We start from the raw sequence: 26236 nt of genomic DNA, 5'->3' as shown, positions 1-26236 counted from the left end.
AAGTTTTTCTGATATTCCTTTCTAGTTAAATCTACGGGTAGATTCAACTTGGCAAAAGAAATCAGATTTTTAACCTTTTGAAGTTAAGGTCAGTGAGTACGGTTGGCTGTCAAACAACGCCAGATGGCGTCATCCAATAGCTTTTTATCTGCCCCACTGGAAACTTTTAGCATGGCAGTCGGAAAAGCATCTTGCCTGCCAAAAAGCAGGCAAGCATATCGTGATACCTTTTCGAAGCTGTCAAGCCGCGATTTTAATACCCCGAACTGAGTTCGTTAAAGCTGACTGCTCTTACATGCTAGAGCCTTCAACTTTGTAGTATTACTTGGCTTATGCTTCTTTTATCCGACTGTCAAGAATCTCCTTAACTCGCTTGTAAGGCGTGTAAAGCGTGATTTCTTCGTCAGTTAATCTACTCAATATATTTTTTGCTGCGGCGATATTCGCATTCATCTCGCCGCATTTCTTGCATCTAGTCATTTCATGATGACTGCCGTATCTTTCCTCAAAATGCTGCCCGCAGATCGGACAATACTGAGAAGTATATGCCGGATTGACATCATGAGTTTCAATCGAATTCTTACTTGAAAGGTATTCAATGCGCTCATCCAGTTGGCCCTTAGTCCATGAATTCAAGCGCTTGCGCATTTTTCTTGCGAATCTGCTGTTATCTGATTTGACGCCTTTTTCTTTTACGAACGTCAAGTCTTCCTTGGCAATGACTGCCGGATGCTCTGTCTCAATCATCCTGTTTATCGCACAGTTGATAAAGCTTCTGACAGTTTCTTGCGCTGAGCGGTAACTCTTTTCATACGACTTTCTTCCGATATTGTTTTGCTCCAGATTCTTAAGCTTCCCAAGCAGTTTTCTTTTCTTCCTCGAAGCTGTCTTGGACAAAGGCTTGTCCTTTTTCTCCAGCTGCTCAAGCTGCTGATTGAGCTGCCAGCGCAGACTCATATAAGGCTGCCGATTTGCGTTTCGCTTGCCGTACTTGTCAACGATGGCATTGGCAAGCTTGCTGAAATTTTCACCATATTCATTGCCGCTGCTGCAGGAAAGCAGGGTGGCAAGCCCCTTGTCAATGCCGATTGCCTTCTTTGAATCGTTGCTGTAGCGCTTGCTATTGATCAGCTTATGAACTTCAAGACGCTGCTTGATGCGGTCTAGCACCACTGTGATATCGCCGGTGCGTGGATAACTCCACGGACTGGTCATCTCTACAGAAAACTGCTTTCTAGGTACATCTGAACTGAATGAAAAAGTATTTCCCTCAAATGCCCAATTCAAGTCACACTTCATGCTAGAGCCAAGCTTGCCCGACTTCCGTGCCCGGTAGTGGTAGCGATAAGTAATCCGGCGTAAGTAGCTGTATGCCTGTTTGATTTGCTTATCCGTCATCTTAGCTTCTATTTCAGTAAAGGTTTCAGCGTATTCTTCTGGCAAATCAATTGGCTTGTAAAGAAGGACAGCTTGCCATGCGCCTTTAAATTTCAAAATAAAGAACAAAAGGTGGCGCTGATCTGCAGAAAGATTTTCATTTCCTTGGATCAGCTTCTTCAAACGGTTAGCCAGATTCGACCACATGCTCTTTATGTTGGCACATGCCTCGCGGAGAGCGCCTACCCAGTGCTTGGTCTGAAAGTTGTAGACTGTTTCTAGCTTTCCTTTTGCGCCTTTAACCGGCTTGTCCCACTTGCGAACTTGGTTGCGCAGAGTCTGCCAGTTATTGACCGCTAGCATCGACTTGATACCGCAGTAGCGGTTCAAAAAGAAATGCCGGCACCTGCCGTATCTTTCAAAGAAGTCGGACATTCTGGCAAATTCTTCATCGCTTAACTTTTTGGAGTAGACTCTAATCGTCTTGGGCTGAGTCTTTGTCACTGTCTGCTTGATTGAAGAGCTTTTTGCTTTCTTGGATGACTCTTGCATTCTGATGCGACCTCTTTCCATACAGCTTAGCTGAGAAAAAAGTGATTATAGATAAAACATCTTCTACAAGTTCTGAATTTGGATCAACGTTATCTGTCTGATTGATGACAACCAAGTCTACGTCGTTTGCCTGGCAGATTGTCTCAATCATTTCAAAGCCAAAACGGACAAGCCGGTCTTGGTAATTTACCACGACTCGCTCGCACTGCTTCTTGCAGATCATGTTGATCAGCACTGTCAGGCCTTTTTTCTTATAGTTGAGACCTGATCCAACGTCTTGAATGATCTTAAACTGATAGCCATTGACTTCGCAATATCTGGACACTACGTCCTTCTGCCTTTGGAGGTCTTCTTTTTGATGACCAGAAGAAACCCGGCAATAGCCGATGGTCAGCAGCTTCTTAGGCTTAGATGCCTTCACATTTCCTTGCAGAACTTCATCTAGCATTTCTTTAGTGTAGCGACGTTGATTGGAGGCAGTTCTAAGCGGTGTAATCAATCCCTCAGCTTCCCAATTGCGGAGAGTTGACTTGGCAACGTTAAGATACTCAGCTGCTTTTGATATGGACATGTATTCGCTCATCGTTTCTTCCTCCCAATCTTTCGATATAGATATTATATCAAGAATTGGTAAGAAACGTTGCTATTTAACATTGGATGAAATGAATAATTTTTAGCAGTTACACCCTCTTTGTTTACTCTTTCTTTTTTCTCTTTATGCTGATTCTCTCTTGTTACTCTGCTGATTTACTTCTTTTTCCTTCTGGCTGTCCAGCTAGCTGTCAAGGCCGCGCTGACGCCGATCGCCGCGTAGGCCCAGATACCGGTCGCGCCGGCTTTTGGCAAGGCAAAGTTTTCACTCTTCGCCTGGTTCAAGATGGTGATCTCCCCATTCTTGATCCCATTGTTGTTCCGGTAGCTGCTGGTGTATCCTGGCACCGCCTCCTCTTCTGCGAAATATACTAAGCTGTTTCCATCTTTATCTTCTTGCGGCAAGTCACTCCAGACATATTGCCAGTTGTTGGCACTGGAGAGCTTGACCGTGTCAACCAAGGTCTTACTAGTCTGGTCAATCGCCAGCTGCGGATCTGTCTTGTCGATTTCCGGTGAATTGATCCAACTGTTGGCCTTAATGACGATATTTGTATCTTCATTAAGGGCACTGGAAGCAAAAGCCTTGCTGCCAGACTGCAGCTGCTGGTCAATCCCGTTAACCAGGACGCTGGCTAAGCCGGAACTATCAATGGCTCCCTGCTTTTCCCAAGACAGGCTGACCGTGCTGCCCTTGGCGACTGTCCAGTCATAGCTGCTATTTGTATTGCCCCAGCCATCTATAACGGTTACCTTGACCTTCACCCCATCCAGCTTCTTGACAGCCCGGTAGAGGTGAACCGTAATTTCCGGCACTCCAGCCTGGCCGGCCGTGCCGTCATGGTTCAGCCAGGTCTTGCTTACCTTCAATTGGCAGTAGCTGTCTGGCACGTAGATTGAGCCGCCGGCACTGGCAAAGAAGTGAACGTTCTTTTGCCCGCCAATTTCATTTTGGATATTTGCAGCAAGACCGCTGTAGATCTCGCTCTTGCTCTTCTTGCCGTTCATCCAGGACAGGTAGTAGTAGTTCTGGTTGAGGCCGTAGCCTTCTGGCGCCTTAGTTTCCTTGATCCGGTAGACCGCGTTGTTGTCTAAGTCAGCAACAACAACCTTCCCTTCTTTATCTGTCGTCAAGTTTGATGAAACCTTCTTCCAGCTGCCGTTGTCCTGTTCTTCCAGGCTGAACTGGGCTCCTGGCAAAGTCTTGGCATTGTTGTCCGCGTCGACCTTGTAGACGGTCACCTTTTTAGCCGCGATGGAAGCGGAGGAGTCGCTGTTGGTCAGTTTGCTGGAAGTATTTGCTGAGTAATGGCCAGCCAGAGAAGCGCTGTTGGAAACAGTCGGATCAATGTTGTCCCCACTGTCAAAACTGTAATGGTAGACCAGAACGCAGGCCTGCTTGTCTGGCAGTTCCAGCTTTAATTGCTGCTTGTCTGGGTCATAGTTCAAGCTGTATAAGCTTGGATCTAATTCCTTGCCCAAGTGGTCCTTAGCAGTTGGGTCATACTGGTAAAGCTTGGTTTCTTTCAATTTAAGGTAAGCCTGCATCCCGTCCGGCATGGACAACTGGTCGGTCAAAATAACCGTGTCCCCGTTTGGATTAAGGTCATCAGCCGCCGGATTGATGTTGACCTGGTAGGCAACTTCATTGGTCAAGCTGCCACTTGCATCCTTGACCTGGCTGCCAGTCTTGGCCAAAACGGGAACATCCCGCTTGATGGTTGTCTTCTGGCTGTCTTCATCACCTTTAAAGCCCGCGGTGTTGACATAGGTCTTGGAAGTATTCTTCATGTCCTGCCAAGTCCGGTCATCCGTATAAGAAGCCTGGTAGGTCAAGCGGATCTTTTGCTCACTGCTGCTGTCATAGCCTGCTGGCAGAGTAATCGTCAGTTTGGTCCGGCCATCAGCCAGCTTTTCTGCCGCGATTTGCGGCTTCTGGTCTTTTTCCAAGTCATAGCCGTTGTCTTGCTTGGTCCAGGTATACCAGTCATTTGAGTAAAAGGCCGCCTTCAGCGAATCTTCAACATAGGTCAGGCCTTGCGGCAATGTGTCTGTCACAACCAGCTTGCCGCTTGAATCCTTGTCCACACTGAGCAAAAGACTGTAGTAGATCTTGCCGCTGGCTTTGGCCATATCCTGGGTGATCGGCTTGCTTTGGTAGCTGCCGGCATCCCCGGTTAAGCTGGCCTGCTTGCTGATGTGGCTCTTAACTGAGAAGCTATGCTGGTCATAGCTTTCCTTGTTCTGCTTTTTGTCATTGACGCTGACCAGTTCCCCCCGGTTGTAGTAGGTCCAGGTTTCACCAGCCACGGCTTCACTGACTTTAGCGCGGGTTGAATAGTGAATGGTGTACTTAGTTGGCGTCAAAGTTCTGCCGTTCACAGCAGTCAGCTGCAACTTAAACTTCTGTACCGGTGTTGAAGAATCAGTGTTCTTGACCACCTGTCCGTTTTTGTCATAGCAGGTAAGTTCCAGCTTGTAGTCTTGGCCTAAAACATAAGTATTGCTGCCATCAGTCAAGCTCTGCTGGCTCTTATCGGTTAATTCCCGGTAAAGCTCACTGGCTAAAGCATAGTGGGTGCCGCTTCCCCGGTCAGTTACAACTTCATCATGGCTGGTATAGCTTGAAGCGTTATAGATGTCATCCTCATAAGTCAAGGTAGACAGCTTTTCACCAGTCAAGGTCATGTCAGAGTGCCACTTGTAGCGCTGCTCGTCAGCGTTCAGTTTTTCTTCGCTATCGTATTGCTTCTTCAGGTCACAAGTCTTGCTTTCCTTGGTTACGGTAGCTTCACCGCTTGAATTGTAGCTGTGGCCGTCACCTTTAAAGTCAGCCTTATTGGTCACCTTAGTGTTTGCCGCTAAAGAATTTGTCTTGGTCTTGTAGACGATCTTGAAGCTGTGCTTCTTCAAGCTATCCGGCAATTTTGAAAAGTCCAGCTGAATCTGGCTGTCACCTTTTTTGCCCTTGACGATCAGCTTGCTTAAAAGGCTGGCTGACTGGCTGTAGTCGTCTACGTCAGTGATCGTTATATCATCGTCCAAGGTCAGCTTGCTTGGCAGATCATCGCTGAGCTGGTAGTGACTGATGTCGCGGCGATCATCATTGACGGTGATCGTCCATTCAATTTCGCCATTGCTGGAGCTGCCGGATTTGGAAACCATAGACTTGGAAACCGTCTCCTGGTCGCCGCCCCAGCTTTCTTTTTTACCGGAGGTCGCCTTGACGCTGTTGCCGACTTGGACGTAGCCGTCGGTATTTTCTTTAGGCGTAATGCCAACTGAGTAAGTAATCTTGTAGGATTCACCCTTGCCCAGCTGCGGAAGATTTTTGATTGTAAAAGTATCGCTGTCAATCTGCGGCTTGTAGTCCGACAGACTCATCTCTGTCTTCTTGCCGCTGGCATCTTCTTTGACAATCTTGAAACTGCTGTCGTCATACTTGCCAGTCGCGTTATTGATCCAGGACAGCTTGTCAGTGACGTCAACTTTGTCCGGGCTGCCGTTTTCACTTGAAACGGTGACTGTATAGTCAACCCGCTTTTGGTCGCCAGAGACCTGGCCGGTCTTTTTAACGGAAACGTCTTTTGTGTCAGCTTCCTCCTGCTTTTTCACCGTGATGCTGGTGCCCGAACCCGGAAAGACCAGAGGCTTGTCGCTGGAGGAGCTGGAATTTTCCAAAGTCCCATTGACCTGCAATGTCCCGATCTGGTTGGCAGCCGGGTCAAAGTTTTCATTGAAACTGATCTCAACCTTACCAGAAGTGGAAATTGTGTAGTCACCGATTATCTTGCTGGAATCATTGCTGTCATAAACATGACCGGTCTGCTGCTTGTCAATCCTAAAGCCGTCCGGGAACTGGTAGGTTACCTTGCCCTTGTCCGCCAGAGAGTCATGCGGAATCGTGTAATCAATTTTGACCCGGACGTTTGCTCCGTTTTCCAAGCTGCTGCCGCTGTCAATCTTGACCCATTTTTCCTGGCCATTGACATTCTGCTCGGTAGAAATTGTCAGATCATCGATCCATTTTTCTTCAGCGAGGTCCGCACTGCTCTTTACCGCGGCCAGCGCAGAAGAAGGAGCCTGGATATATTCCGCTATCCCGGCCCCGCAGGGCAGAAGCAGGCTTAAAGCGAGCATCAGCGCTGTCAGCAAGTGGAGAAGCTTCCAGCAGCTCTTCTTTTTAACCCATTTCATTGCAAATCACCCATTTATCATCTTTTCTTACACCAAAATAATTTATAGTCTTCTTTTCCAAATTTAGAACATCACTTATACCATTGTGAGCATTGTTATAAATTTGAATAACACTTGATTAATACACAAACTTGTTTTCCTTAGAGGCCATTAAGCCTTTTGGTATCTATCGTTACTAAATATAAGCCTTTAGTATTGCTTAGACAAGGTTTTTTCACAAAAAAGTAATTAGTTTTTAGTTATCATATAGGGCTTAAATTTATTTTGAGAAAATAATTGAATTGTATTACAGATATAGTTTCCTATACGCAGCTATTACACATTTTTGTAATATCGTAATACTAGTCGCTATAAAGCTATACAAGACAAAAAAACAGGGCTCTTTCACTCTTTGTGAAAAAGTCCTGTTTACTTTTACATTAACAAGCAATATTGCTCTTTTGACCAGAAATTCTACTTAAAGGCCTACTTATACTTGATAACGACCTTGGTACCCACCTTCAGCTTGCCTGAAGTCCGTTGGCCATACAGCCAGCGGGCGTCGCTCAAGGTCAAGCGGATGCAGCCGTGGGAGTCCGGCTTGGTCCCCTGCACAGTCAAGTGAGCATTGCTGCCGACGCCGCCGTAGCCATAGTGGTAGCCCTTGTAGTAGACGCCAGAGCCGTAGTTGTTGATCGGCACGCTGTGGAACAAGTAGTCACTGCCATAGTAGGCCATGTAGTAACGGGCCCCTACGCCGTCTGATGAAACAAAGGACGGGCCGTAAGCTGCCTTGATCGAGAAGGTGCCGCGCGGCGTGTCGCTTTGGTACTTGCCATTAGTCATTTCAAAACGGCCGGCTGAAGAGTACATGGTGTAGATGACCTTCTTGCCGCTCATGACGTAGACCCGGTTGCCCAAAATGGAAACCCGGATCCAGACATTCTTGTACTTGGCCAGGTTCGGGTAAGCCCGCTTCTCACTTGACTTGAAGTAGTAGTCCCCAGTCTTGGCCCGCATGTCTGCTGGGTCATAGTAAGGAGCGTTGGCCGGCTTATGAAGAACCTGCTTGTAGCTAACCTTGATTGTAACGTTCTTGGTCTTGCTAGTCACTGTCTTGGCCTTAACCTTAGTCGTGCTACGCTTGTAGCCGCTTATAGCAGGAACCTTATAACTCTTCCAGGTCCCTTTTGACCACTTGCCATAGCTCTTCTTAGAGCTGGTCGAAGTCTTGGTCAATTTGTCATCTGTATAGGTTTTAGTCGTTGTCGTGGTCGTTGTTACCGTTCTGGAAAGCTTAACCTTTTGAGTGATGGTCTTGTTCTTGCCCGGCCGGTCCAAGATGATCTTCCGGGTCTTGGTTACATATTGCTTCTTCTTGCTCTTCTTGACCGACTTCTTGGTCGTCACGACTGAAGACACTTTAACCGTGACATCTACCGTATCGGTCGACTTATCAGTGTAGGTTACTAAAACAATCCCTTTAACCGTGCCAGCCTTGGCGGTGCTTGGCGCCTGCTTCCAGGTCACGCTGGCCACGTTCTTGAGACTGGAAAGGTTGCTGATAGCTGAGCTGGCCGACAAAGTCTGGCCAACCTTGGCAGTCAAGCCAGTCTTGGCTACCGGGCTGTTCTGGCTGGCATAACTGGTTACTACTAAGTCGACTGCAACTTCACTGGTCGTCCCGTCAGTATAAGTGATGACTACCGTTGCCTTCTGGCTGCCGGCAGTTGACACGTCTGGCGTGGTCTTCCAGCTGTAACCCTGGACGCTCTTTAAATCAGACTTGTTGCTGATGGCGTCAGAAGCATCCGGCAGCGTGCCGACGGTCGTGGTCAGCTTCTGCCCCTTGGCTTCCTGCTGGTTTAAAGCAGTAGATGCATCCGACGTATCCGTAGTCGTATTAGTTGACGTATTGGTCGTCGTGTCCGTCGTCTGCGCCGTATCCGTGTCGGCCAAGACAGCTTGGCTGCCGATTCCGCTGGTCAGCAGGGTCAAAGCGGCCACTGAAAGCAGAGTAAGATACTTTGACTTTTTCATAATTTCCTCCGATATCTAACAGGTGCTCAGGCGCTTCATCAAGCGCGGCATATAAGCAGAGATTTGCGTTGGCCGGACAAGGTAGGAAGACTGGTAAAGGTCGTCTCCTGCCCTTGAATGGCAGTAAACCGCTGCTGAAACACTGGTCAGCTTGGGGCCAAACTGGCCAATAAAAGCGGCAATAATACCGGCTAAAGTATCGCCCATTCCGCCCGTAGCCATCCCTGGGTTGCCGGCTGAATTGCGGTAGATTTCACCTGTAAAGCCATATACTCGCGTTCGATGTGCCTTCAAGACCAGTATAACATTTTTCATTTCGCCCGAAAACAAACGCGAAAGAGCCGCTTGATTGGTCTGGTCTTCCTGGTCAGCAATCTTGATCCCGCTCAGCCTCTGCCATTCCATCTGGTGGGGAGTCAGAACGACTAAACCAGCCTGGAGATTTTTGAGCAGGTCTGGCCTTTGACTGAGCAGATCCAAGGCGCTGGCGTCAAAAACAATAGTCTGGCCAGAACCTGCATGCTTGCAGACTGCTTCCAGAATTTTCCAGGCTTTTTCATCCAAGCCCAGGCCCGGACCGCACAAAATTACGTCAGACTTGGAAATTTGCTCAGCCAGATCTGAATTGTAGTCAAGCACGGCTGCTTCTGGCAGGCGGGCGTGGAGGGCGGCGAAATTGACCGGGTCAGTCGCTACCATCGTTAGGCCCGCTCCCGAGCAAACCGCGGCCTCAGCAGCCATGCTGATGGCTCCGCCGTACTGGCGATTTCCACCAATCAGGAGGACCCGGCCGTAATTGCCCTTGTGGCTTTCAGCCGGTCGGGGGCGGACCACCTGCCGGGCTAAATCTTCATCAATGCTTTTCATTTTTACTTGCTGCCAAAAATGCTCCGCCACAGACGGACGAAGAAGTTGGCCTCCTGATTGTCCTTGGTTGCTACAGCTGGCGCGGTCACCGTCTTACCGCTAAGAGATGGCAATTTTCCGCTAGTTGCTGAAAACTTGTAGCTGGCCAGCTTGCTCCCCTTCTTTACAGGTGCTGATACTGCAGTCTTGGACAAAGAGGTTTGCAGCTTGCTGCCCTGCTTGGCCCAGATGGTCACCGTCTTGCCCAAAACAACTTTGCTGCTGGTTTCCTTGCCTTCTGGCACCTTGACCGTGTTAGCCCCGCTGATGCTGGACCCCTTCTTCAAGGTAACAGCCGTGTAGTTCTGGTAAACATAGTGCATCAATTTGGCCGTTTGCACGAAACGGGACGGGTCCTGGCTGTTTGCGTGCTTGGCGCCCAAAACTACAGTGATGATCCGGTGGCCGTTTTTCTTCACTGTCCCGGCAAAGCAGGCACCTGCTTTGTCAGTAGTCCCCGTTTTCAAACCGTCAACTGGCAGGTCAGAGTAGTAGCTGCTGAGCCCCTTCAGCATCCAGTTCCAGTTGGTCATCTGGCTTTGAGTTGAGCCGGATGAAAAAGTCGCGCTGGTGATTGAAGTCGTCTGCAAGACTTCCGGGAAGTCCTTTAAGAGCTTCTGGCAGACGATAGCCATGTCAGTGGCTGACATCTCATTTTCAACATTCTTGCCTACGCCCGGGTAAGCCGCTGAGCCAAGGTTGCCGTTGGCCAAGCCGCAGGCGTTATAGATCTTGGCGTCCTTGATCCCCCAGCTGGTCAAAAGCTGACGCATCTTTTTAACAAAAGTCACCTGGTCGCCGCTGACAGCCTGGGCCAGGGTCATAGCTGCCCCGTTGGCGGATTCGATCAGAGTAGCCCGGTAGAGCTCCTTGATCGTGTAGGCATGGCCACTGGTCAAAGGCACGTTGGAATACTCGGTGTTCTGGCTGACCTTGGCAATCGCGGCCGTTGGCTTGGCCGTGCTGGTCCAGGACAGCTTACCTTGCTTAATGGCCTGCAGGGTCAGGTAAACCGTCACCAGCTTGGTCATGGAAGCAATCTGCCGCGGAGTCGTGGCATTCTTGGCATAAAGGATCTGCCCGCTGTCGGCATCAACGGCAATCGCGGCCTTGACGTCCAGATTCAGGTCCTGCTGCTGATAGTTGGCAGTTGCCGCCGCAACCGGCGCCGCCTGCCAAGTACTTATTCCGGTCAGCAAAAATCCACTGGCTGCCAGACTCAGCAGCGCCTTTTTTATCTTTTTTAACAAAATCGCTCCTCTTTTCAAAAAAAATTACGAAAATTTTGAATTAGCACTTCCATTTTACCAAATTTTTGCTATTATTAAATATGTGCTGAGGCACGAGATGCCCACTTGGCGGAATTGGCAGACGCGCAGCGTTCAGGTCGCTGTTCTGGCAACAGAGTGAAGGTTCGACTCCTTTAGTGGGCATGAATGAATAGCTGGGACGTCCAGCATGGGAGTTTTGAGAGCTGACCTTAGGGTCGGCTCTTTTTTTGCTTCTACTGCCTTTTTAGCCTAGCAAAGTAATGGAAAACTGCTCCTAAGAAAGAGTAAATATTTTCTAAAAGAGAAAATATAGAAAAAAGAATAGAAGGCAAAGACAAAAAAGAAGATCTCCCTCAAAAAAGGAGATCTTCTTTTGCTCTTATTCGCCGTTTAGACTATTAGTGAGAAGCACCTGAAGTAGTGTCTGGCGCGGTTTCTGGAGATGAAGCACTAGTAGTTGCTTGAACTTGCAAAGCGTCAGCCTTGTCTTCTGAGTGACCAGATGCACCTGAAGCCGCGTCAATGTCCAAACCAAACTTTTCAGCAAAGTATGAGAATGGGTGCAGAGCTTCTGCGTGGTAGTACTTCACGAATTCTGGGTCGTCCAGAGTGTTAAGTTCAGTTGAGTAAGCCATGTGCTTAGTGTACTTAACGTCGATGAAGGCTGGGCCGTCCATCTTCTTCCATTCTTCTACAGCTGCTTGGAATTCAGCCTTGTCGTGAACAGTGAAGGCCTTCATGTTCATACCTTCAGCAACCTTTGCCCAGTCGTTGTCTGGCAAGATAACACCTGACAGAGGCTGGTTTGATTCGTCACGTTGTTCTGCTTCGATGTAGCCCAAAGTCTCGTTAGTGAAGACAACAGTCAATACGTGCATGTTGTAGCGAGCCAAAGTCAGCAGTTCTTCACTCATCATAGCGAAGCCACCGTCACCGGCCAAGTGCCATACTTCACGGTCTGGCATAGCAGTTGCGGCTGCAATGGCAGCTGGTGAACCGTAGCCCATAGTTGCGTGCAAACCGGAAGTAGTCCAGCGTTGCTTGCCGTTCATGTTCAAAAGACGTACGTGGTCCATGTTGACGTTACCAACGTCAATAGCGAAGACAGCGTTGTCTGCGGCTTCCTTGTTGATGACATCCCAGATTGGTTCTTGGCGTACGCGGCCTTCGTCCTTCAAGTGGTCGTCAGCAAATGAAGCAGTCCATGCGTCCCATTCTTCACGGTCAGCCAAAGCAGCCTTGTAAAGTGGTGATTCTTCACGGGCTTCACCTGCGTCGATCAAAGCACGCAAGCTCTTCTTGGCATCTGCCAGGATTGATACGTCAACTGAGTGACGCTTGCCTTGCTTTTCTGGGTCAACGTCGATTTGGATAACCTTGGCGTTCTTAGGGAACCACAAGACTGAGAATGGTGAGTTGTTACCAACCCATACTACCAGGTCAGTGTGGCCTTGAACTTCGTTAGGAGCCTTGGCACCGATACGGCCGATCGTGCCAAGGTATGGCTTGAAGCTGTCTTCAACGATACCCTTGCCCAGGTATGAGGACATCATTGGCATCTTGAACTTGTCAGAGAATTCCTTCAATTCGTCGGCAGCACCAGAAGCACCCAAACCGAAGTAAACAACTGGGTTCTTAGCTTCCTTGATCAACTTAGTTGCGGCTTCAATTGATTCAGCAGTTGGAGCAGCGTAGTTGTCAGCAACGTGGTTGCTTGCGGAAACGCGGTAGTTGTCTTCGATTTCTTGCCAGCCGAAGTCCTTAGGAATTACCAAAACAGCTGGACCCTTCTTTGCGTATGCTTGACGGATAGCAGTGTCCATCAAGACTGGCAAAGCTTCCTTGGTCTTGGCTTGGTGTACCCAAACGGCAACGTCACGGAACCATGGCATTTCGTCAAAGGCTTGGAAGAAGTTGATGTCTTGACGAGGAGTTGGAACGTTGGCTACCAGGGCAACCATTGGGGTCTTGTCGTACTTAGCGTCGTACAAGCCGTTCATCAAGTGGATGGCACCAGGGCCAGCTGAACCCATGCAGACGCCAAGCTTGCCAGTAAGCTTGTATTCTGCTGAGGCAGCCAGAGAAGCAGCTTCTTCGTGACGAACTTCGATGAACTTGATCTTGTCTTGCATTTCATAGATCGCGTTCATGGTTGAGTCGAATGAACCGCCTGGGAAACCATAGAGGTGGTCAATCCCCCACTTGTACATAACATCTAAAACTGCGTTAGCACCCTTAATTTTTGCCATAAGTGAATCTCCTTACATTTAATACCTTCAAAAAATTACTTACATTAATAATTATAGGCTTCTTGTAAGCGCTGTCAACATTGTGAAAATATTAATTTTATTTTCTTGGATATTGCCAGGACAATCTCTTGCTTTTCACAGCTTTAAGAAAGATTCTATGAATATTAGACAAAATTTTATCAATGAAAGCATGCAAAAAGCGGATCATCCGATCCGCTTTTTTTAAGCTTCTTCAAATTCGATAATGCTCTTGGTTGAGATGTAAGCTGGTGAAAATTCGCCCCGGTTGTACTTCTCCACCTTCATGAAGCTGTCCTTAGATGAAAAGACGAATTCTGCCAGTTCTTCCAGGCTGGCAAACTGGTCAGTGTAGAAAGTCCCCTTTTCCGTAACCAGCTTCATCTTGCCGGCAAAAAGTTCCCGCCGCTTAGAGTAATTGTTGGTCCGGTTTTGGTTTTGGTAACCATTTCTCTGGTTGTTTCTGCGCTTGCCGTAATTGCCCCGGCCCCGCTTGTCGTCGCTAGTACGTTTACGGACGACAAACTGCTGGTCATTTGCCGGCTCATGGCTCTTTTCAGCCTTTTCGGCCGGCTTTGCTTCTTCCCCGGCCTCTGGCTTAGTAGCAGGCTTTTCGGCCTCCTCAGCCTTGTTTTCGGCTTCCTCGGTATCGTCAAAGGCAAAAGGCAATTCAACTTGCGGGTGTTCAACTAATTTTTCCGTTGCCGGACGCGGTGCCTTCTTGATAAAGCGCGGACCAGCTGGCTTGTCTTCTTTTTCTTCTGCTTCTTCTGCAACCTTTTCTTCTTCGGCTGTATCAGTAGTCTCTACTTGCTTTTCCTGGCTTTCTTGTTCTTGCTTTTCTTCCTCTGCTGGCTTGTCTTCAGTCTTTGCTGCTTCTACTGCTTCTGCAGCTTTTTCTTCTTTGACTTCAGCCTCAGAGCTCTTTTCTTCAGCTTCAGTCTTTTGGTCTGTTGCTTTTTCTTCAGCCTTTTCCTCTTCAGCTGCGAAGTGGTCGTTGATGTACTGGATGGCGTTTGGTCCCCAGTACTTCTTGTTGTGGTTCTTTTCATCAACGAAGTCTGGCTTCAATTCCTTGTGTTCCCGCAAAAAGATCCGCAGCTTCTTCTTGCCCAGGCCAGTGGTTTCTGCCAGGGCATTGATGTCCAAAAGGCCGTTGTCGGTTGCCGGCGAAGCTGCCGACTTGGGCAGGACCTTGCCCAGCTCTTGGAAGATCTGGCCCACCGCTCGCTCGTCATAAAATTTATTGCCGGTCGGGTCAGTCAAGGTCGGTTTGAACTTAAACTTCATGTTGATCAGGTAGTAGACCTGCTGCTGGGAAACCTGTGCCAATTTTGCGATTTGATCCATTGAGTAGTATTGTTGTGCCATGTATCTGCTTTCCTCTTAACTTAAAGTGCTGATTTTTGCTAAAAAAATTATGATAATTCATTTTCAATTTTACGTCAAATTGACATGAAATGCTTGATTTTTGCAATATTCAACAAAAAAGCCGCTCCATAAGGAGCGACTTGATGATCAAATCAGTCTAATTACCATTCGTAATCTTCAGTGTCCTGCATCCCCAGGCCAGTAGCCTTATCCAGCAGGATTCTTTGTTCAAAGTGAGCCACGTTGAGCTTGGTTTCCTTAACCATGTCCGGGTTTACGGAAACGTAGTCAATCCCGCTCTTAACCAAGAATTCAGTGAAGTCTGGGTATTCTGAAGGTGCCTGGCCGCAGATGGAAACGGTCTTGCCATCCTTGTGGGCGGTCTTGATCAAGTGACGGATTGCCCGCTTAACAGCCAGGTTGCGTTCGTCGTAGAGGGCGGAAACGGCGTCGTTGTTCCGGTCAGTCCCCATGATCAGCATGGTCAAGTCGTTTGACCCGATTGAGTAGCCGTCAACAAACTTGTTGAACTTGTCAGCCAAAATGATGTTGGATGGAATTTCCGCCATCATGAAGACCTTGAAGTCACGGCTGCGCTCAAGCCCTTCGTCAGCCATGATCTTGGTTACCTTTTCTGCTTCTTCAACAGTTCTGCAGAATGGGATCATGACGTTCAAGTTCTTGAGGCCGAATTCGTTTCTAACCTTCTTGACTGCTTCCAGTTCCAGCTTGAAGGCTTCAATGTACTTCGGGTCGTAGTAGCGGCTTGCCCCGCGCCAGCCAAGCAGGTCAGCTGGTTCATGCGGTTCGTACTTCTCCCCGCCCTTCAAGTTCCGGTATTCGCTGGACTTGAAGTCAGAGAATCTTAAGACAACTGGTCTTGGGTTCATGGCCCGGCAGACCTTGCTGATCCCGTTGGCCAGTTCGTTGACAACCCGTTCTGGGTGGCCGGTTTCAATCAAGTAAAGCGGGTGCTGGTGGATGTAAGTGGTCCACAAGAATTCTTCCCGCATCAAACCGATACCATCAGCTGGCAGAGTTGAGTACTTTTCAGCCAGGTCCGGGTCACCCAGGTTCATCATGACTCTGGTTGCCGTTGGCGGGAAGTATTCAGCAGCAGCCATTGGCGCGGTCTCAGCCTTCTTTGGCTTAACGACTTCCTCGGCTACGCCTTGGTAGACAACCCCGTTCTTGGCGTCAACCGTTACTTCCTGGCCGGTCTTCAGCAATCTGGTTGCAAAAGTCCCCCGGCTGGCGGTACCAACGATACATGGGATCTGCATTTCCCGGGAAACAATAGCGGCGTGGCAGGTCATCCCACCGTTGTTGGTAACAATAGCGGCCGCCTTCTTCATGGCTGGTACCCAGTCTGGTGAGGTCATCAAGGTAACCAGGATTTCGCCTTCCTTGAATTCACCGATGTCCTTCGGGTCGTCAATTACGTGCACGATACCAGAAGCTACGCCTGGGCTGGCTGGCAGACCCTTGACCAAAACCTTGTTGGAGCTTGGAGCCTTAACGTCAGTTTCTTCCTTGGCGCCGCCCTCCTTCTTTCTTTGTGACCAAACAGTTTCCGGACGGGCTTGAACGAGCCAGAGCTTGTCGTCCTGGTCTCTGGACCATTCCATGTCCATGTAGCAGCCATAGTGCTTTTCAATCTGTTTAGCGTAGCCGGCAAGTTCGATGACTTCTTCGTCAGTCAAGCATGGAGTCTTGGCCACGTCTTCTGGGACGTCTCTTTGTTCAACCCCGCCGCCTGGCAGACGGATCAATTCAATGTTCTTGTTGTTGATGGTCTTGCTTGCGATTTGCATGCTTTCCTTGTCAACTTCGAAGTTGTCCGGGGTAACCGTCCCTTGAACGATGTATTCGCCCAGGCCCCATGAACCTTCGATCATGACCTTGGTGTCGTCACCGTTGGCAACGTTAACCGTGAACATAACCCCAGCTGACTTGGAGAAGGCCATCATTTGGACAGCTGCTGACAAAGCAACCTTCTCTTGCGGGAAGTTCTGCTTGATCCGGTAGTAGGTTGCCCGGTCCGTGAACAGGGAAGCGTAGCAGTCTTGTACCTTGCGGATAACATCCTTGCGACTTCTAACGTTAAGGTAAGTGTCCTGTTCCCCGGCAAATGAAGCGTCTGGCAGGTCTTCGGCCGTAGCGCTTGAACGAACCGCAACGTATGGTTCGTTTTGCCCGGTCATCTTGGCCAGTTCGTCATATGAGTTGCCGATGTCTTCGGCCAAGTCTTCCGGCATTGGTGCCTCGCGCATGATCTTTCTGATCTGGCTGCAGACCCGGTGCAGTTCTTCTGAGTCTTCTGGGTCCTTCAAAGTTGCCAGCAAGGCATTTACCTTCTCGTTCAAGCCATTGACTTCCATGAAGTGCCGGTAGCCGTGAGCAGTAGTCGCGAAGCCATAAGGCACTGGCACGTCAGTACCTGAAGTCAATTCACCCAATGATGATGATTTGCCCCCAACCAGGGCCACGTCTTCGCGGCGCAGTTGGTTAAACCAAAGAACGTATGCATTTTGGCGTTCTTCCTCAGTCAATTCCTTCTTGTCGTTAACTTCCATTGTTTTCACCTCATATCACTAGGGCTTGTAAGCCTTTTCACTTTTCACTATTGATTATTGCCCTTTTGTGAAAAAATGTCAACAGTTTCTTACAAGTTTTTTGGAGGAATTTCTTGTAACCGTTTCCTTTGTCAAAATAACAATCTTTCCAAAAGACTTTTCTGTTAAAGTACTGGCAATCATCGAATTGTTTTTATTCACAAACTAAAAAATAGTTTTATCAAAAAGACCGCCTATCCCCCGTCAGACCAAGACCTTTTGCAACTTTTTTCGCAAGATTTTTGCCATGAATAGACGATCTGGGCAAAAAAGCGAATGAAAAAATTCCAAAAATGGCGAAAAAAAGACGAAAAAAAGACCCTCCAAAAGGAGGATCTTTCAATGACTCTTATTCTTTTTATCCAAACTTATCTGAACTTTTGCATGATCCGGGTCACCCGGCTGCCCAAGATGTTTTCAGCCAAGGCGGTTTTAAGGCTCAAGGCCCCGTAGACTATTACGCCTACCCCAACCGCAAGAGCACTGAGCAGCATGGCTGACAGACGGCGGTATGGACTGAGGAAGAGCCCGCCCAGCTTGACCGTGGCAAACACTGCCGCGAACATCACTAAGGAGAAGCTGGCAATCCCGATAAAGCGCCGCATGGTCCGGTCAGCCCGCCAGCGGTATTTCACGCTGAGGTGCTTGAGGGACATGGCGATGACCGCCAAAAGGCCCAGGTTGGTCGCCAGAAGCGGGCCATAGACCTTGAAGAGACGGATCATCGGATACTGGACGATTGACTTGATGACCAAGCCGAGAATCAAATAGCGGATCGCGTACATGTTCTCGTCCAGCCCCTGCAAGATGGCCATGAGGACCGTAAACATCCCCAAGCTGATGGCCGTAAAGGAGGACAGGTACAAGACATGGGCTCCCAGCCGGTCATAGCCGTAGAAGATCGTGTACAGAGGATCTGAAATCGCGGCCATCCCCAGTGAAGCCGGCAATAAGACAAACAGGAAAAGTTCCAAGGTATTGCCGATCTGGCGGGAAATATCCCGGTAGTCCCTTCTGGCATGGGCCCCTGACAAAAGCGGAATGGCGGTAACTGCCATGGCCGTTGACAGGGAAACCACGATCATGATCAGCTTGTTGGCGTTCAAGCCGAACAAGGCGTACCAGCTTTCTACTTCATCAAAAGGCACGTGCATGAAGCTGGCAATCATCGGGTGGAAGGTATACTGGTCCACCAGCTGGAAGATGTTGATCCCAGAGTCAATGATGATGAAGGGAATCGACTGCTGGATGATTTCAAAGAGCAGGCTGTTGGTCGAAACTTGCACCTGGTTGTTGGACTGGGCGATCAAGGGATCCACCGTCCGCTTCTGCTTGAGGTAAAAAATCACCAGCAGGCCAATACCGAACACGGCCCCGATCGCGGCAGCCAGGTTAGACTGAGTTACCGCGTCAACATAATTGCCATGCTGGACCCGCATGATCACATAGGCCGTCAAAAGCATCCAGATCACCCGGGCCAGCTGTTCCACGAACTGGGACATGGCACTTGGCATCATGTCGTTGAAGCCCTGGAAATAGCCCCGCAGAATGCTCAAGATCGGGATGATCAAAACCGCGATGGACAGGCTCCGGATCACCGGAACTTCCTGGGGGTTAAAACCAGACAGCGGCAGGGCCAAAAAGTACATGCAGGCCGCTGAGATGATCCCGAAAGCTCCCATCAAGACCAGGCCGTGCCTAAAGAGCTTGCGGCCGACCCCGTATTCATTAAGGGCATTGTATTTGGCAATCTGCTTGGCGATTGCCCCTGGAATGCCCGCGGTGGAGATGATAATGAACAGGCTATAGATGTTGTAGCTCTTCGCCGTCAGTGAGTTGGCCAAGTTGCCAAACTTTCCCATCCAGGCATACCAAGGGATGATATAGATCGCCCCAAGAATCCGCGACAGGATAGAGCCAATAGTCATCCAGGCCGAGCCCTTTAAAAGCTGGGCCTGGGAGTTGGTCTGTGATTTGTTTTTTGCCATAAAACTTCCCTAATCCTTATACTTCAACCTACTATCATATTCCTGATCCAGCTTGAAATATACCATAAATTGATTTTTTAGGAAAATTTTAGATTATTTGGCAACAATGTTCACGATCTTGTTTGGCACGACAATGACCTTCTTAATCTCCTTGCCTTCCAAAAATTCCTTGACGTGCGGCAGAGCGGTTGCGGCAGCTTGGGCTTCTTCTCTGCTTGCATCCTTGGCGATTTGGAAGTTGCCCCGCTTCTTGCCGTTAACCGTAACAGCCATTTCAACCGTGCTTTCAACCAGCTTGCTTGCGTCATAAGTTGGCCAGCTAGCAAACTGCACGCTTTCGTCGTGGCCGAAGACATGCCAGATTTCTTCCATCATGTGCGGAGCAACTGGCGCCATCAGCTTGACGAAGCCTTCAGCGTATTCCCGCGGAATCTTGTCGACCTTTTGGCAGGCGTTCATGAAGACCATCATTTGGGAAATGGCAGTGTTGAAGCGCAATTCTTCAAAGTGTTCCGTAACGACCTTGACCGTTTCGTTGTAGATCTTGTCCAGCTTGCCGTCGTTTTCGTCACTGATCTTTTCAGACGGGATCGGGTCCAGGTCCAGGTCGTTGACAAAAGTCCGCCATACCCGGTCAAGGAACTTCTTGACACCGGAAGGACCGTTGTCGTCCCAGTCGATTGAAGCATTCAGTGGCCCCATGAACATTTCGTAAGTCCGCAGGCTGTCTGCACCGTATTCGTCAACGACATCGTCTGGGTTGACCACGTTGCCGCGGGACTTGGACATCTTTTCATGGTTCTTCAGGATCAAGCCCTGGTTGTAGAGCTTTTGGAATGGTTCCTTGGTTGGCACGACGCCCAGGTCGTAAAGGACCTTGTGCCAGAATCTAGCGTAAAGCAGGTGCAGGGTCGCGTGTTCTGCCCCGCCGATGTAGAGGTCAACCGGCAGCCACTTCTTCAAGAGTTCCGGGTCTGCCAGAGCCTTGTCGTTGTGCGGGTCGATGTAGCGGAGGAAGTACCAGCTTGAACCAGCCCATTGCGGCATGGTGTTGGTTTCCCGCTTGCCCTTCCGGCCGTTTTCATCAACAACGTTAACCCAGTCAGTCAGGTTAGCCAGCGGGCTTTCCGGAGTGCCGGAAGGCTTGATGTTGGTTTCCTTAGGCAGGCGCAGCGGCAATTCGTCTTCTGGCACCAAAGTGGTTTCCCCATCTTCCCAGTGGATAACCGGGATTGGTTCACCCCAGTAGCGCTGACGGGAGAAGTTCCAGTCCCGCATCTTGTAGTTGACCTTCTTTTCGCCGACGCCCTTTTCAGTCAGCCAGTCGACCATCTTGGCCTTGGCTTCTTCATTGCGGAGGCCGTTCAAAAATTCTGAGTTGACGTGGGCACCGTCGCCGGCAAAGGCTTCCTTGCTGATGTCACCGCCTTCAACGACTTCCTTGATTGGCAGGTCGAACTTAGTGGCAAAAGCGTAGTCTCTTTCGTCGTGGGCTGGAACAGCCATAACTGCCCCGGTCCCGTAAGTTGCCAGAACGTAGTCAGAGATCCAGACTGGCACCTCTTCCCCGTTGACTGGGTTGATGGCGTAAGCACCAGTGAAGACCCCGGTCTTATCCTTGTTCAAATCAGTTCTTTCCAGGTCAGACTTGGATTCGATGGACTTGATGTAGGCATCAACTGCTTCCTTTTGTTCCGGCGTAGTGATTTCCTTGACCAGGTCGTTTTCCGGTGCCAAAACCGTGTATGAGCAGCCAAAGAGGGTGTCTGGCCGGGTGGTGAAGATGTCAAAGCTCTTGTCTGAATCCTTGATCTTGAAGGTTACTTGAGCCCCAACTGAGCGGCCGATCCAGTTTCTTTGCATTTCCTTGATCGGTTCTGGCCAGTCCAAGTCATCCAGGTCATCCAGCAAACGGTCAGCGTAAGCGGTGATCTTCAGCATCCATTGCCGCATCTTGCGGCGGTAAACCGGGTAGCCGCCCCGTTCAGTCTTGCCGTCGATAACTTCTTCGTTGGCAACGACCGTGCCCAGGTCTGGTGACCAGTTAACTGGCACTTCAGCTTCATAAGCCAGGCCCATCTTGTACATTTGTTCAAAAATCCACTGGGTCCACTTGTAGTAGTTCGGGTCAGTGGTCTTGATTTCCCGGTCCCAGTCATAGGAGAAGCCCAAAGCTTGCAGCTGCTTTTTGAAGTGGGCAATGTTTTGGTCAGTGAAAGTAGCCGGGTCGTTACCAGTTTGCAGGGCGTATTGTTCAGCCGGCAGGCCGAAGGCATCCCAGCCCATTGGGTGCAAGACGTTGTAGCCTTGAGCCCGCTTCATTCTGGCCATGATGTCAGTAGCCGTGTAGCCTTCCGGGTGACCAACGTGCAGCCCCTTGCCTGATGGGTAAGGGAACATGTCAAGTACGTAGTACTTTGGCTTCTTTGGGTCAGTCCCAGTCTTAAAAGTCTTGTTTTCCAGCCAGTACTTTTGCCACTTCTTTTCGACAACTTTATGGTTGTACATCTGCTAAATCCTTTCCTAAAAACAAAAAACGCCCTATGTTCAAACATAGGACGAATTGTTTCGCGGTACCACCTAAGTTCCACGCTTTCGCGTGACACTCAAATGTTTCTTAAAGCGAAACAACACTTTGGCATTGTCCGGGTGAGTTCAAAATTTCTCTTTCAAGCCTCGCAGCCACCGGCTCTTCTCTGAAGAAAGAAAAATTTCTACTACTCCCTGCCCTTTATTATTTTCTCTATAACGATTATACTTTACCACATGGCCAAAATTTTACAAGGAGAAAAATTAAAAACAATTGAATACGAAAGAAAATAAAGTTAATTATCAGCCGCTTTTAATTTTTGGCGGCGCCTTCAGCATCTTTTTTGCCTATTGGGTCTACCTGATCGCCAGCAAGAATCCCTTTATCAAGGCTTTTGACACGGTAGTCTACAATGCCATCAGAAACAACAATCCAGTCGAAAAGCAGCTGACCTTTTACTGGACCCAGCTTGGCAACACGCTAACCATCACGGTCTTTACGGTGATCCTGGTCCTTTTCCTGATCTACCGGCGGAACTATATCCACGCCGTCTTCGCCAGCTTGACCATGATCGCGGCTAATTACTGCAACTCGGTTATCAAGAACATCATTCAGCGCCAGCGGCCCCGGATGGACAAAACGGTTCACGCCGACGGCTTCTCCTTCCCGTCTGGCCACTCAGTCGGCTCTATGACTTTGGCCTTGGTCTTGATCGCCTTGATCGTCGTCCTGGTAAAAAAGAAGCCGCTGAAATACTGGTTGATAGGCTTTTGCATCTTCTTCACCCTGTCGATTGGCTTTACCAGAATGTACCTGCACGTTCACTGGCCAAGCGACGTCTTAGGCGGCTGGTGTGAGGGCCTGGCCTTCAGTTCCCTGGCCAGCTGGCTCTTTTTCAAGGCCTTGGACAAAAAGAATAAACTAAATCCTTAATAACAAAAAATCTGCTCACCAGTCGTGAGCAGATTTTTGTTTGCATTCATATTTTGCCTAATCCTTCTTCTGCCGGTAGATATGGTTGAAGACCAAAGACAAAAGCAAGGCAATCAAAGAAACGATGTAGATCCCCCGCATGGCTGAGTGCAGGATTTCCCGCAAAGGAGCCAAAACGGCCGGATCCAGGCTTTTAGCCTGGGCTGGGGAGACAATCTTGTTCATCATCTCACTGGTCAAGGAAGGGTGCTTTTTGAGCCCGCTGGCCACGACCGCGTTGAAGGTCATCCCGTAAAAGACCATCATCACGGTCTGACCCAGATACTTCATCAAGGTGTTAAAAGAAGTTGCCACCCCTACCTGGCTCTTGTCGACCACCATCTGGGCCCGGACCTGGCTGGCCGTGGCGATGCTGCCGAAGCCAATCCCGTTGAAGACGGCAATCAAGCAGAAGACCCAAAATGGCGTGTAGGTTGGAATCAAGATAAAGGCCAGGTCAGCCCCAAGCAAAAGAAAGAGTGAGGCGTCAAAGAACTTCTGCGTCCCCCACCGGCCCATAAGGTCGCCGGCCAGGAAGGACCCGCAGACCCATAAAAGGGAGCTTGGCGTAATGGCAAAGCCGGCGATTGAGGCGCTGACCCCGTTGATCCCCTGCAGCCAGGTCGGAATATAGAATTCAAAGCCGATCACGACCCCGGACACCAGGAGCTGCAAGATGTTGACCGCCAAAAATTCCTTGTCTTTCAAGATACTGAAAGGAATGATCGGGTCAGCGGCAGTTTTTTCTACCTTGACAAAAAGGCAGAGGCTGACCAGCATGATTGCCGCCAAAGCCAGCAAGGTCCAGCTGAAGCCTTTTTCCAGCCCCTGCAAAAGGAGCATTAGGGAAAGCAAAAAGATGACTAAGCTGAAGCTGCCCTTGAGGTCGATCTGTAATTTATTTTTAGCAATATCCTCATGCAGGTAGCAAGCAACCAGCAAAAAGGCGATCAAGCCGATTGGCACGTTGATCATAAAGACCCAGTGCCAAGACAAGTGCTGGACGATAAAGCCGCCTAAAAGCGGAGCGATAACTGAAGCCAGGCCCCAGAAACCCGAGGTCAGACCCAGCATTTTGGCCCGCTTGTCAATGTCATACATATCGGCTAAAACCGTCACCCCTGCTGTCTGAATGGCCCCTGAACCAAGTCCCTGCAGGACGCGGAAGATGATCAATTCCACCATTGAGTGCGAAAAGCCGCAGAGGGCTGAGCCGAGCACGAAAAGTCCGATGCCAAATAAAAAAACTGGCTTGCGTCCTACGCTATCAGCCAGTTTCCCATAAATTGGCGTTGAGACTGCCGTCATCAGCAGAAAGACAGACACCACCCAACTCATGATTGCCAGCCCGTCCAAATCGGCGATAATGGTTGGCATCGCGGTCGAAACAATGGTGCCTTCGATGGCGGACATAAAAGTGGTGATAAAGACAGCGAGCGTGACCATTTTCACGTTTGTTTTCTTCATTCTTTTCTCCAACGAAATTTATGTTACGTTATGTCTTACGTGTATTCAGTTGTCGTAAAAATATTACTTGCGGCCGTTGACGAAAGCTCGGAGAGCTTCAGCCTTGTCGGTCTTTTCCCAAGGCAGGTCGATGTCAGTGCGGCCAAAGTGGCCGTAAGCAGCCGTCTGCTTGTAGATTGGCCGGCGCAAGTCCAGCATCTTGATGATCCCGGCTGGCCGCAGGTCAAAGTTGGCCCGGACAGCTTCGGTCAAAAGCTGGTCGCTCACCTTGCCGGTCCCGGCAGTATCAATCATGATGGAAACCGGGTGGGCTACCCCAATGGCGTAGGCCAATTGCACTTCACAGCGGTCAGCCAGGCCAGCAGCTACAATGTTCTTGGCCACATAGCGGGCAGCGTATGAGGCGCTTCTGTCGACCTTGGTGGCGTCCTTGCCGCTGAAGGCACCGCCGCCGTGGCGGGCATAGCCGCCGTAAGTGTCGACGATGATCTTGCGGCCAGTCAAACCGGCGTCGCCCTTTGGCCCCCCGATAACAAAGCGACCAGATGGGTTGATCAGGTACTTGGTCTTGTCATCCAGGAACTTGTCAGGGATGACTTCCTTGATCACGTCGTGGACCATGGCCACCCGGATCTCTTCGTTAGTCACGTCAGGACTGGTCTGGGTAGAAATAACTACCGTGTCCACCCGCTTAGGCTTGCCGGCATCATCGTATTCCACCGTGACCTGGGCCTTGGCATCTGGCCGCAGCCAAGGGAAAGTCCCGTCCTTTCTCAGCTGAGCCAGCTTGCGCATCAAGCGGTGGGCCAGGGAAATCGGCAAAGGCATCAGTTCCGGCGTTTCGTTGATGGCGAAACCAAACATGAGCCCCTGGTCACCGGCCCCGATCTGGTCGAGTTCATCGCTATTGTCTTCTCCCCGGACTTCCAGGGCTTCATCAACCCCGCCGGCGATGTCAGGCGACTGCTTGTCCAGTGCTACCAATACAGCGCAGTTGTCGGCGTCAAAGCCCAGGTCCGGGTCATTATAGCCGATCTCACGGATCGTCTTTCGCGCGACCTGCTGGTAGTCAACATTAGCCGTGGTCGAGATTTCCCCGAAGAGCAAGACCAAACCGGTAGTTACAGAAGTCTCACAGGCCACGTGGGCTTGCGGGTCCTGCGCGAGTACCGCGTCCAGGATGGCATCGGAGATCTGGTCAGCGACCTTGTCCGGGTGTCCTTCTGAAACTGATTCTGACGTAAATAAGTGCTTTTCCATCTATGTGTGTCCCCCTATAGACTAGCTACACGGTTACAAGGCATCTTCACCAATTTGGTGAATCCTATCAGGACTTGTAACAAATAATATTTTAACTTGTTCAGTTTTTTGTAAAAAAAAAGATTACCGTCCGGTAACCTTCTGAACAATGGAGGATACAGGGCTCGAACCTGTGACCCTCTGCTTGTAAGGCAGATGCTCTCCCAGCTGAGCTAATCCTCCATATGACCCGTACGAGATTTGAACTCATGTTACCGCCGTGAAAGGGCGGTGTCTTAACCACTTGACCAACGGGCCGTTTCGTAAGCACGTTTACTAGTATACAGCAATTCCCGGCCAATGCAAGTCTTTTTTACGAAAAAATTTTCAGAAAAATAGCAAGACAGATAAAAATAAAAACAAAAAATCCACGACCAAGTCGTGGATTGCTTATAGCGGCGGGGGGGATCGAACCCTCGACCTCCCGGGTATGAACCGGACGCTCTAGCCAGCTGAGCTACACCGCCATAAAACGGAGTGTGAGGGATTTGAACCCTCGATACAGGTATTTACCCGTATACATGATTTCCAATCATGCTCCTTCAGCCGCTCGGACAACACTCCATATTAAACTCCGCCTGTCAGACTCGAACTGACGACATCCTGATTAACAGTCAAGCGCTCTACCAACTGAGCTAAGGCGGAATATTGAGCGCGGCAGCTTCCTATCCTCGCAGGCAGTTTCCCACCAACTACTTTCGGCGTTAAGAAGCTTAACTGCTGTGTTCGGCATGGGAACAGGTGTATCCTTCTTGCCATTGCCACCGCACTCTTGCTTGAGCTTGCACGCTCAAAACTGAATATCTCTTCCAAG

14 protein-coding genes, 6 tRNA genes, 1 rRNA gene, 1 pseudogene, 1 riboswitch and 1 other annotated feature are annotated in these 26236 nt (G+C 49.6%); of the genes and pseudogenes, 2 read left to right on the top strand and 20 right to left on the bottom strand.

Annotated features, from left to right (window positions below; genetic code table 11):
* Window positions 1–330: 330 nt before the first annotated feature.
* From ACYVUV_RS02910 to ACYVUV_RS02880, 7 genes and pseudogenes are all read right to left on the bottom strand, one after another.
* Window positions 331–1929, bottom strand: coding sequence for an RNA-guided endonuclease TnpB family protein (locus tag ACYVUV_RS02910; RefSeq protein WP_484498937.1), 1599 nt, complete (start codon window positions 1927–1929; stop codon window positions 331–333).
* Window positions 1853–2512 (bottom strand): IS607 family transposase, encoded by a 660-nt coding sequence (locus ACYVUV_RS02905; protein ID WP_484498936.1) that lies wholly within the window; start codon window positions 2510–2512, stop codon window positions 1853–1855. Before ACYVUV_RS02905 ends, ACYVUV_RS02910 begins: the two co-directional genes overlap by 77 nt.
* Before the next feature lie 164 nt (window positions 2513–2676).
* Window positions 2677–4068, bottom strand: a complete 1392-nt coding sequence (locus tag ACYVUV_RS02900) for a SpaA isopeptide-forming pilin-related protein (protein WP_484499367.1) — start codon at window positions 4066–4068, stop codon at window positions 2677–2679.
* Window positions 4069–5001: 933 nt separating this feature from the next.
* A pseudogene (locus ACYVUV_RS02895) lies at window positions 5002–5208 on the bottom strand (hypothetical protein); the annotation flags it as partial.
* A gap of 1974 nt (window positions 5209–7182) precedes the next feature.
* On the bottom strand, window positions 7183–8736 hold the full coding sequence (locus ACYVUV_RS02890; protein WP_439775472.1) for a Rib/alpha-like domain-containing protein: 1554 nt from the start codon (window positions 8734–8736) through the stop codon (window positions 7183–7185).
* Window positions 8737–8751: 15 nt separating this feature from the next.
* The gene (locus tag ACYVUV_RS02885; RefSeq protein ID WP_439775473.1) at window positions 8752–9603 is read right to left on the bottom strand and encodes an NAD(P)H-hydrate dehydratase; all 852 of its coding nucleotides are present in this window, start codon (window positions 9601–9603) and stop codon (window positions 8752–8754) included.
* Window positions 9604–9605: 2 nt separating this feature from the next.
* Window positions 9606–10892 carry a serine hydrolase gene (locus ACYVUV_RS02880; protein ID WP_439775474.1) on the bottom strand — a complete coding sequence of 429 codons (1287 nt, stop codon included), beginning with the start codon at window positions 10890–10892 and terminating at the stop codon, window positions 9606–9608.
* Window positions 10893–10991: 99 nt separating this feature from the next.
* On the opposite strand from ACYVUV_RS02880, the gene ACYVUV_RS02875 reads away from it, so the two are divergent.
* Window positions 10992–11075, top strand: a tRNA-Leu gene (locus ACYVUV_RS02875).
* 236 nt (window positions 11076–11311) lie between these two features.
* On the opposite strand, the gene spxB is transcribed toward ACYVUV_RS02875, so the two are convergent.
* The 5 genes from spxB to leuS form a co-directional block, all read right to left on the bottom strand.
* The gene (gene spxB, locus ACYVUV_RS02870; RefSeq protein WP_484498971.1) at window positions 11312–13162 is read right to left on the bottom strand and encodes a pyruvate oxidase; all 1851 of its coding nucleotides are present in this window, start codon (window positions 13160–13162) and stop codon (window positions 11312–11314) included.
* 222 nt (window positions 13163–13384) lie between these two features.
* Window positions 13385–14551, bottom strand: coding sequence for a hypothetical protein (locus ACYVUV_RS02865; protein WP_439774841.1), 1167 nt, complete (start codon window positions 14549–14551; stop codon window positions 13385–13387).
* Window positions 14552–14712: 161 nt separating this feature from the next.
* Window positions 14713–17127, bottom strand: coding sequence for a phosphoenolpyruvate synthase (gene ppsA / locus ACYVUV_RS02860; protein WP_484498970.1), 2415 nt, complete (start codon window positions 17125–17127; stop codon window positions 14713–14715).
* Between the two features lie 407 nt (window positions 17128–17534).
* Window positions 17535–19154, bottom strand: coding sequence for a putative polysaccharide biosynthesis protein (locus tag ACYVUV_RS02855; RefSeq protein ID WP_439774839.1), 1620 nt, complete (start codon window positions 19152–19154; stop codon window positions 17535–17537).
* Window positions 19155–19247: 93 nt separating this feature from the next.
* Window positions 19248–21662, bottom strand: a complete 2415-nt coding sequence (gene leuS, locus ACYVUV_RS02850; RefSeq protein ID WP_484498969.1) for a leucine--tRNA ligase — start codon at window positions 21660–21662, stop codon at window positions 19248–19250.
* A gap of 43 nt (window positions 21663–21705) precedes the next feature.
* Window positions 21706–21888: a binding site (T-box leader), on the bottom strand.
* A 69-nt stretch (window positions 21889–21957) separates the two neighbouring features.
* Between leuS and ACYVUV_RS02845 the strand changes: the two genes are divergently transcribed.
* A complete protein-coding gene (locus tag ACYVUV_RS02845; protein WP_439774837.1) occupies window positions 21958–22617 on the top strand; it encodes a phosphatase PAP2 family protein in 660 nt (219 codons plus the stop codon).
* 57 nt (window positions 22618–22674) lie between these two features.
* Here ACYVUV_RS02845 and ACYVUV_RS02840 read toward each other — a convergent pair whose 3' ends face one another.
* The 8 genes from ACYVUV_RS02840 to rrf all read right to left on the bottom strand — a co-directional run bounded on the left by ACYVUV_RS02840 (window position 22675) and on the right by rrf (window position 26191).
* The gene (locus ACYVUV_RS02840; protein ID WP_439774836.1) at window positions 22675–24123 is read right to left on the bottom strand and encodes an MDR family MFS transporter; all 1449 of its coding nucleotides are present in this window, start codon (window positions 24121–24123) and stop codon (window positions 22675–22677) included.
* A 63-nt stretch (window positions 24124–24186) separates the two neighbouring features.
* Entirely contained in the window at window positions 24187–25383 is a 1197-nt protein-coding gene (gene metK / locus ACYVUV_RS02835; protein ID WP_484498968.1) for a methionine adenosyltransferase, read from the bottom strand.
* Window positions 25381–25468: riboswitch (SMK box riboswitch) on the bottom strand. (Overlaps the previous gene by 3 nt.)
* 64 nt (window positions 25469–25532) lie before the next feature.
* Window positions 25533–25605 (bottom strand) — tRNA-Val (locus tag ACYVUV_RS02830).
* 3 nt (window positions 25606–25608) lie between these two features.
* Window positions 25609–25680, bottom strand: a tRNA-Glu gene (locus ACYVUV_RS02825).
* Window positions 25681–25815: 135 nt separating this feature from the next.
* Window positions 25816–25889: transfer RNA gene (locus ACYVUV_RS02820), tRNA-Met, on the bottom strand.
* Window positions 25890–25895: 6 nt separating this feature from the next.
* Window positions 25896–25986, bottom strand: a tRNA-Ser gene (locus tag ACYVUV_RS02815).
* An 8-nt stretch (window positions 25987–25994) separates the two neighbouring features.
* Window positions 25995–26067 (bottom strand) — tRNA-Asn (locus tag ACYVUV_RS02810).
* Between the two features lie 7 nt (window positions 26068–26074).
* Window positions 26075–26191 (bottom strand): 5S ribosomal RNA (gene rrf, locus ACYVUV_RS02805).
* Window positions 26192–26236 lie beyond the last annotated feature (45 nt).

This window comes from Lactobacillus sp. WILCCON 0149, from assembly GCF_057197965.1.
Note: the sequence above shows the minus strand (reverse complement) of the source record. Positions and strands in the feature narration are given on the sequence as shown.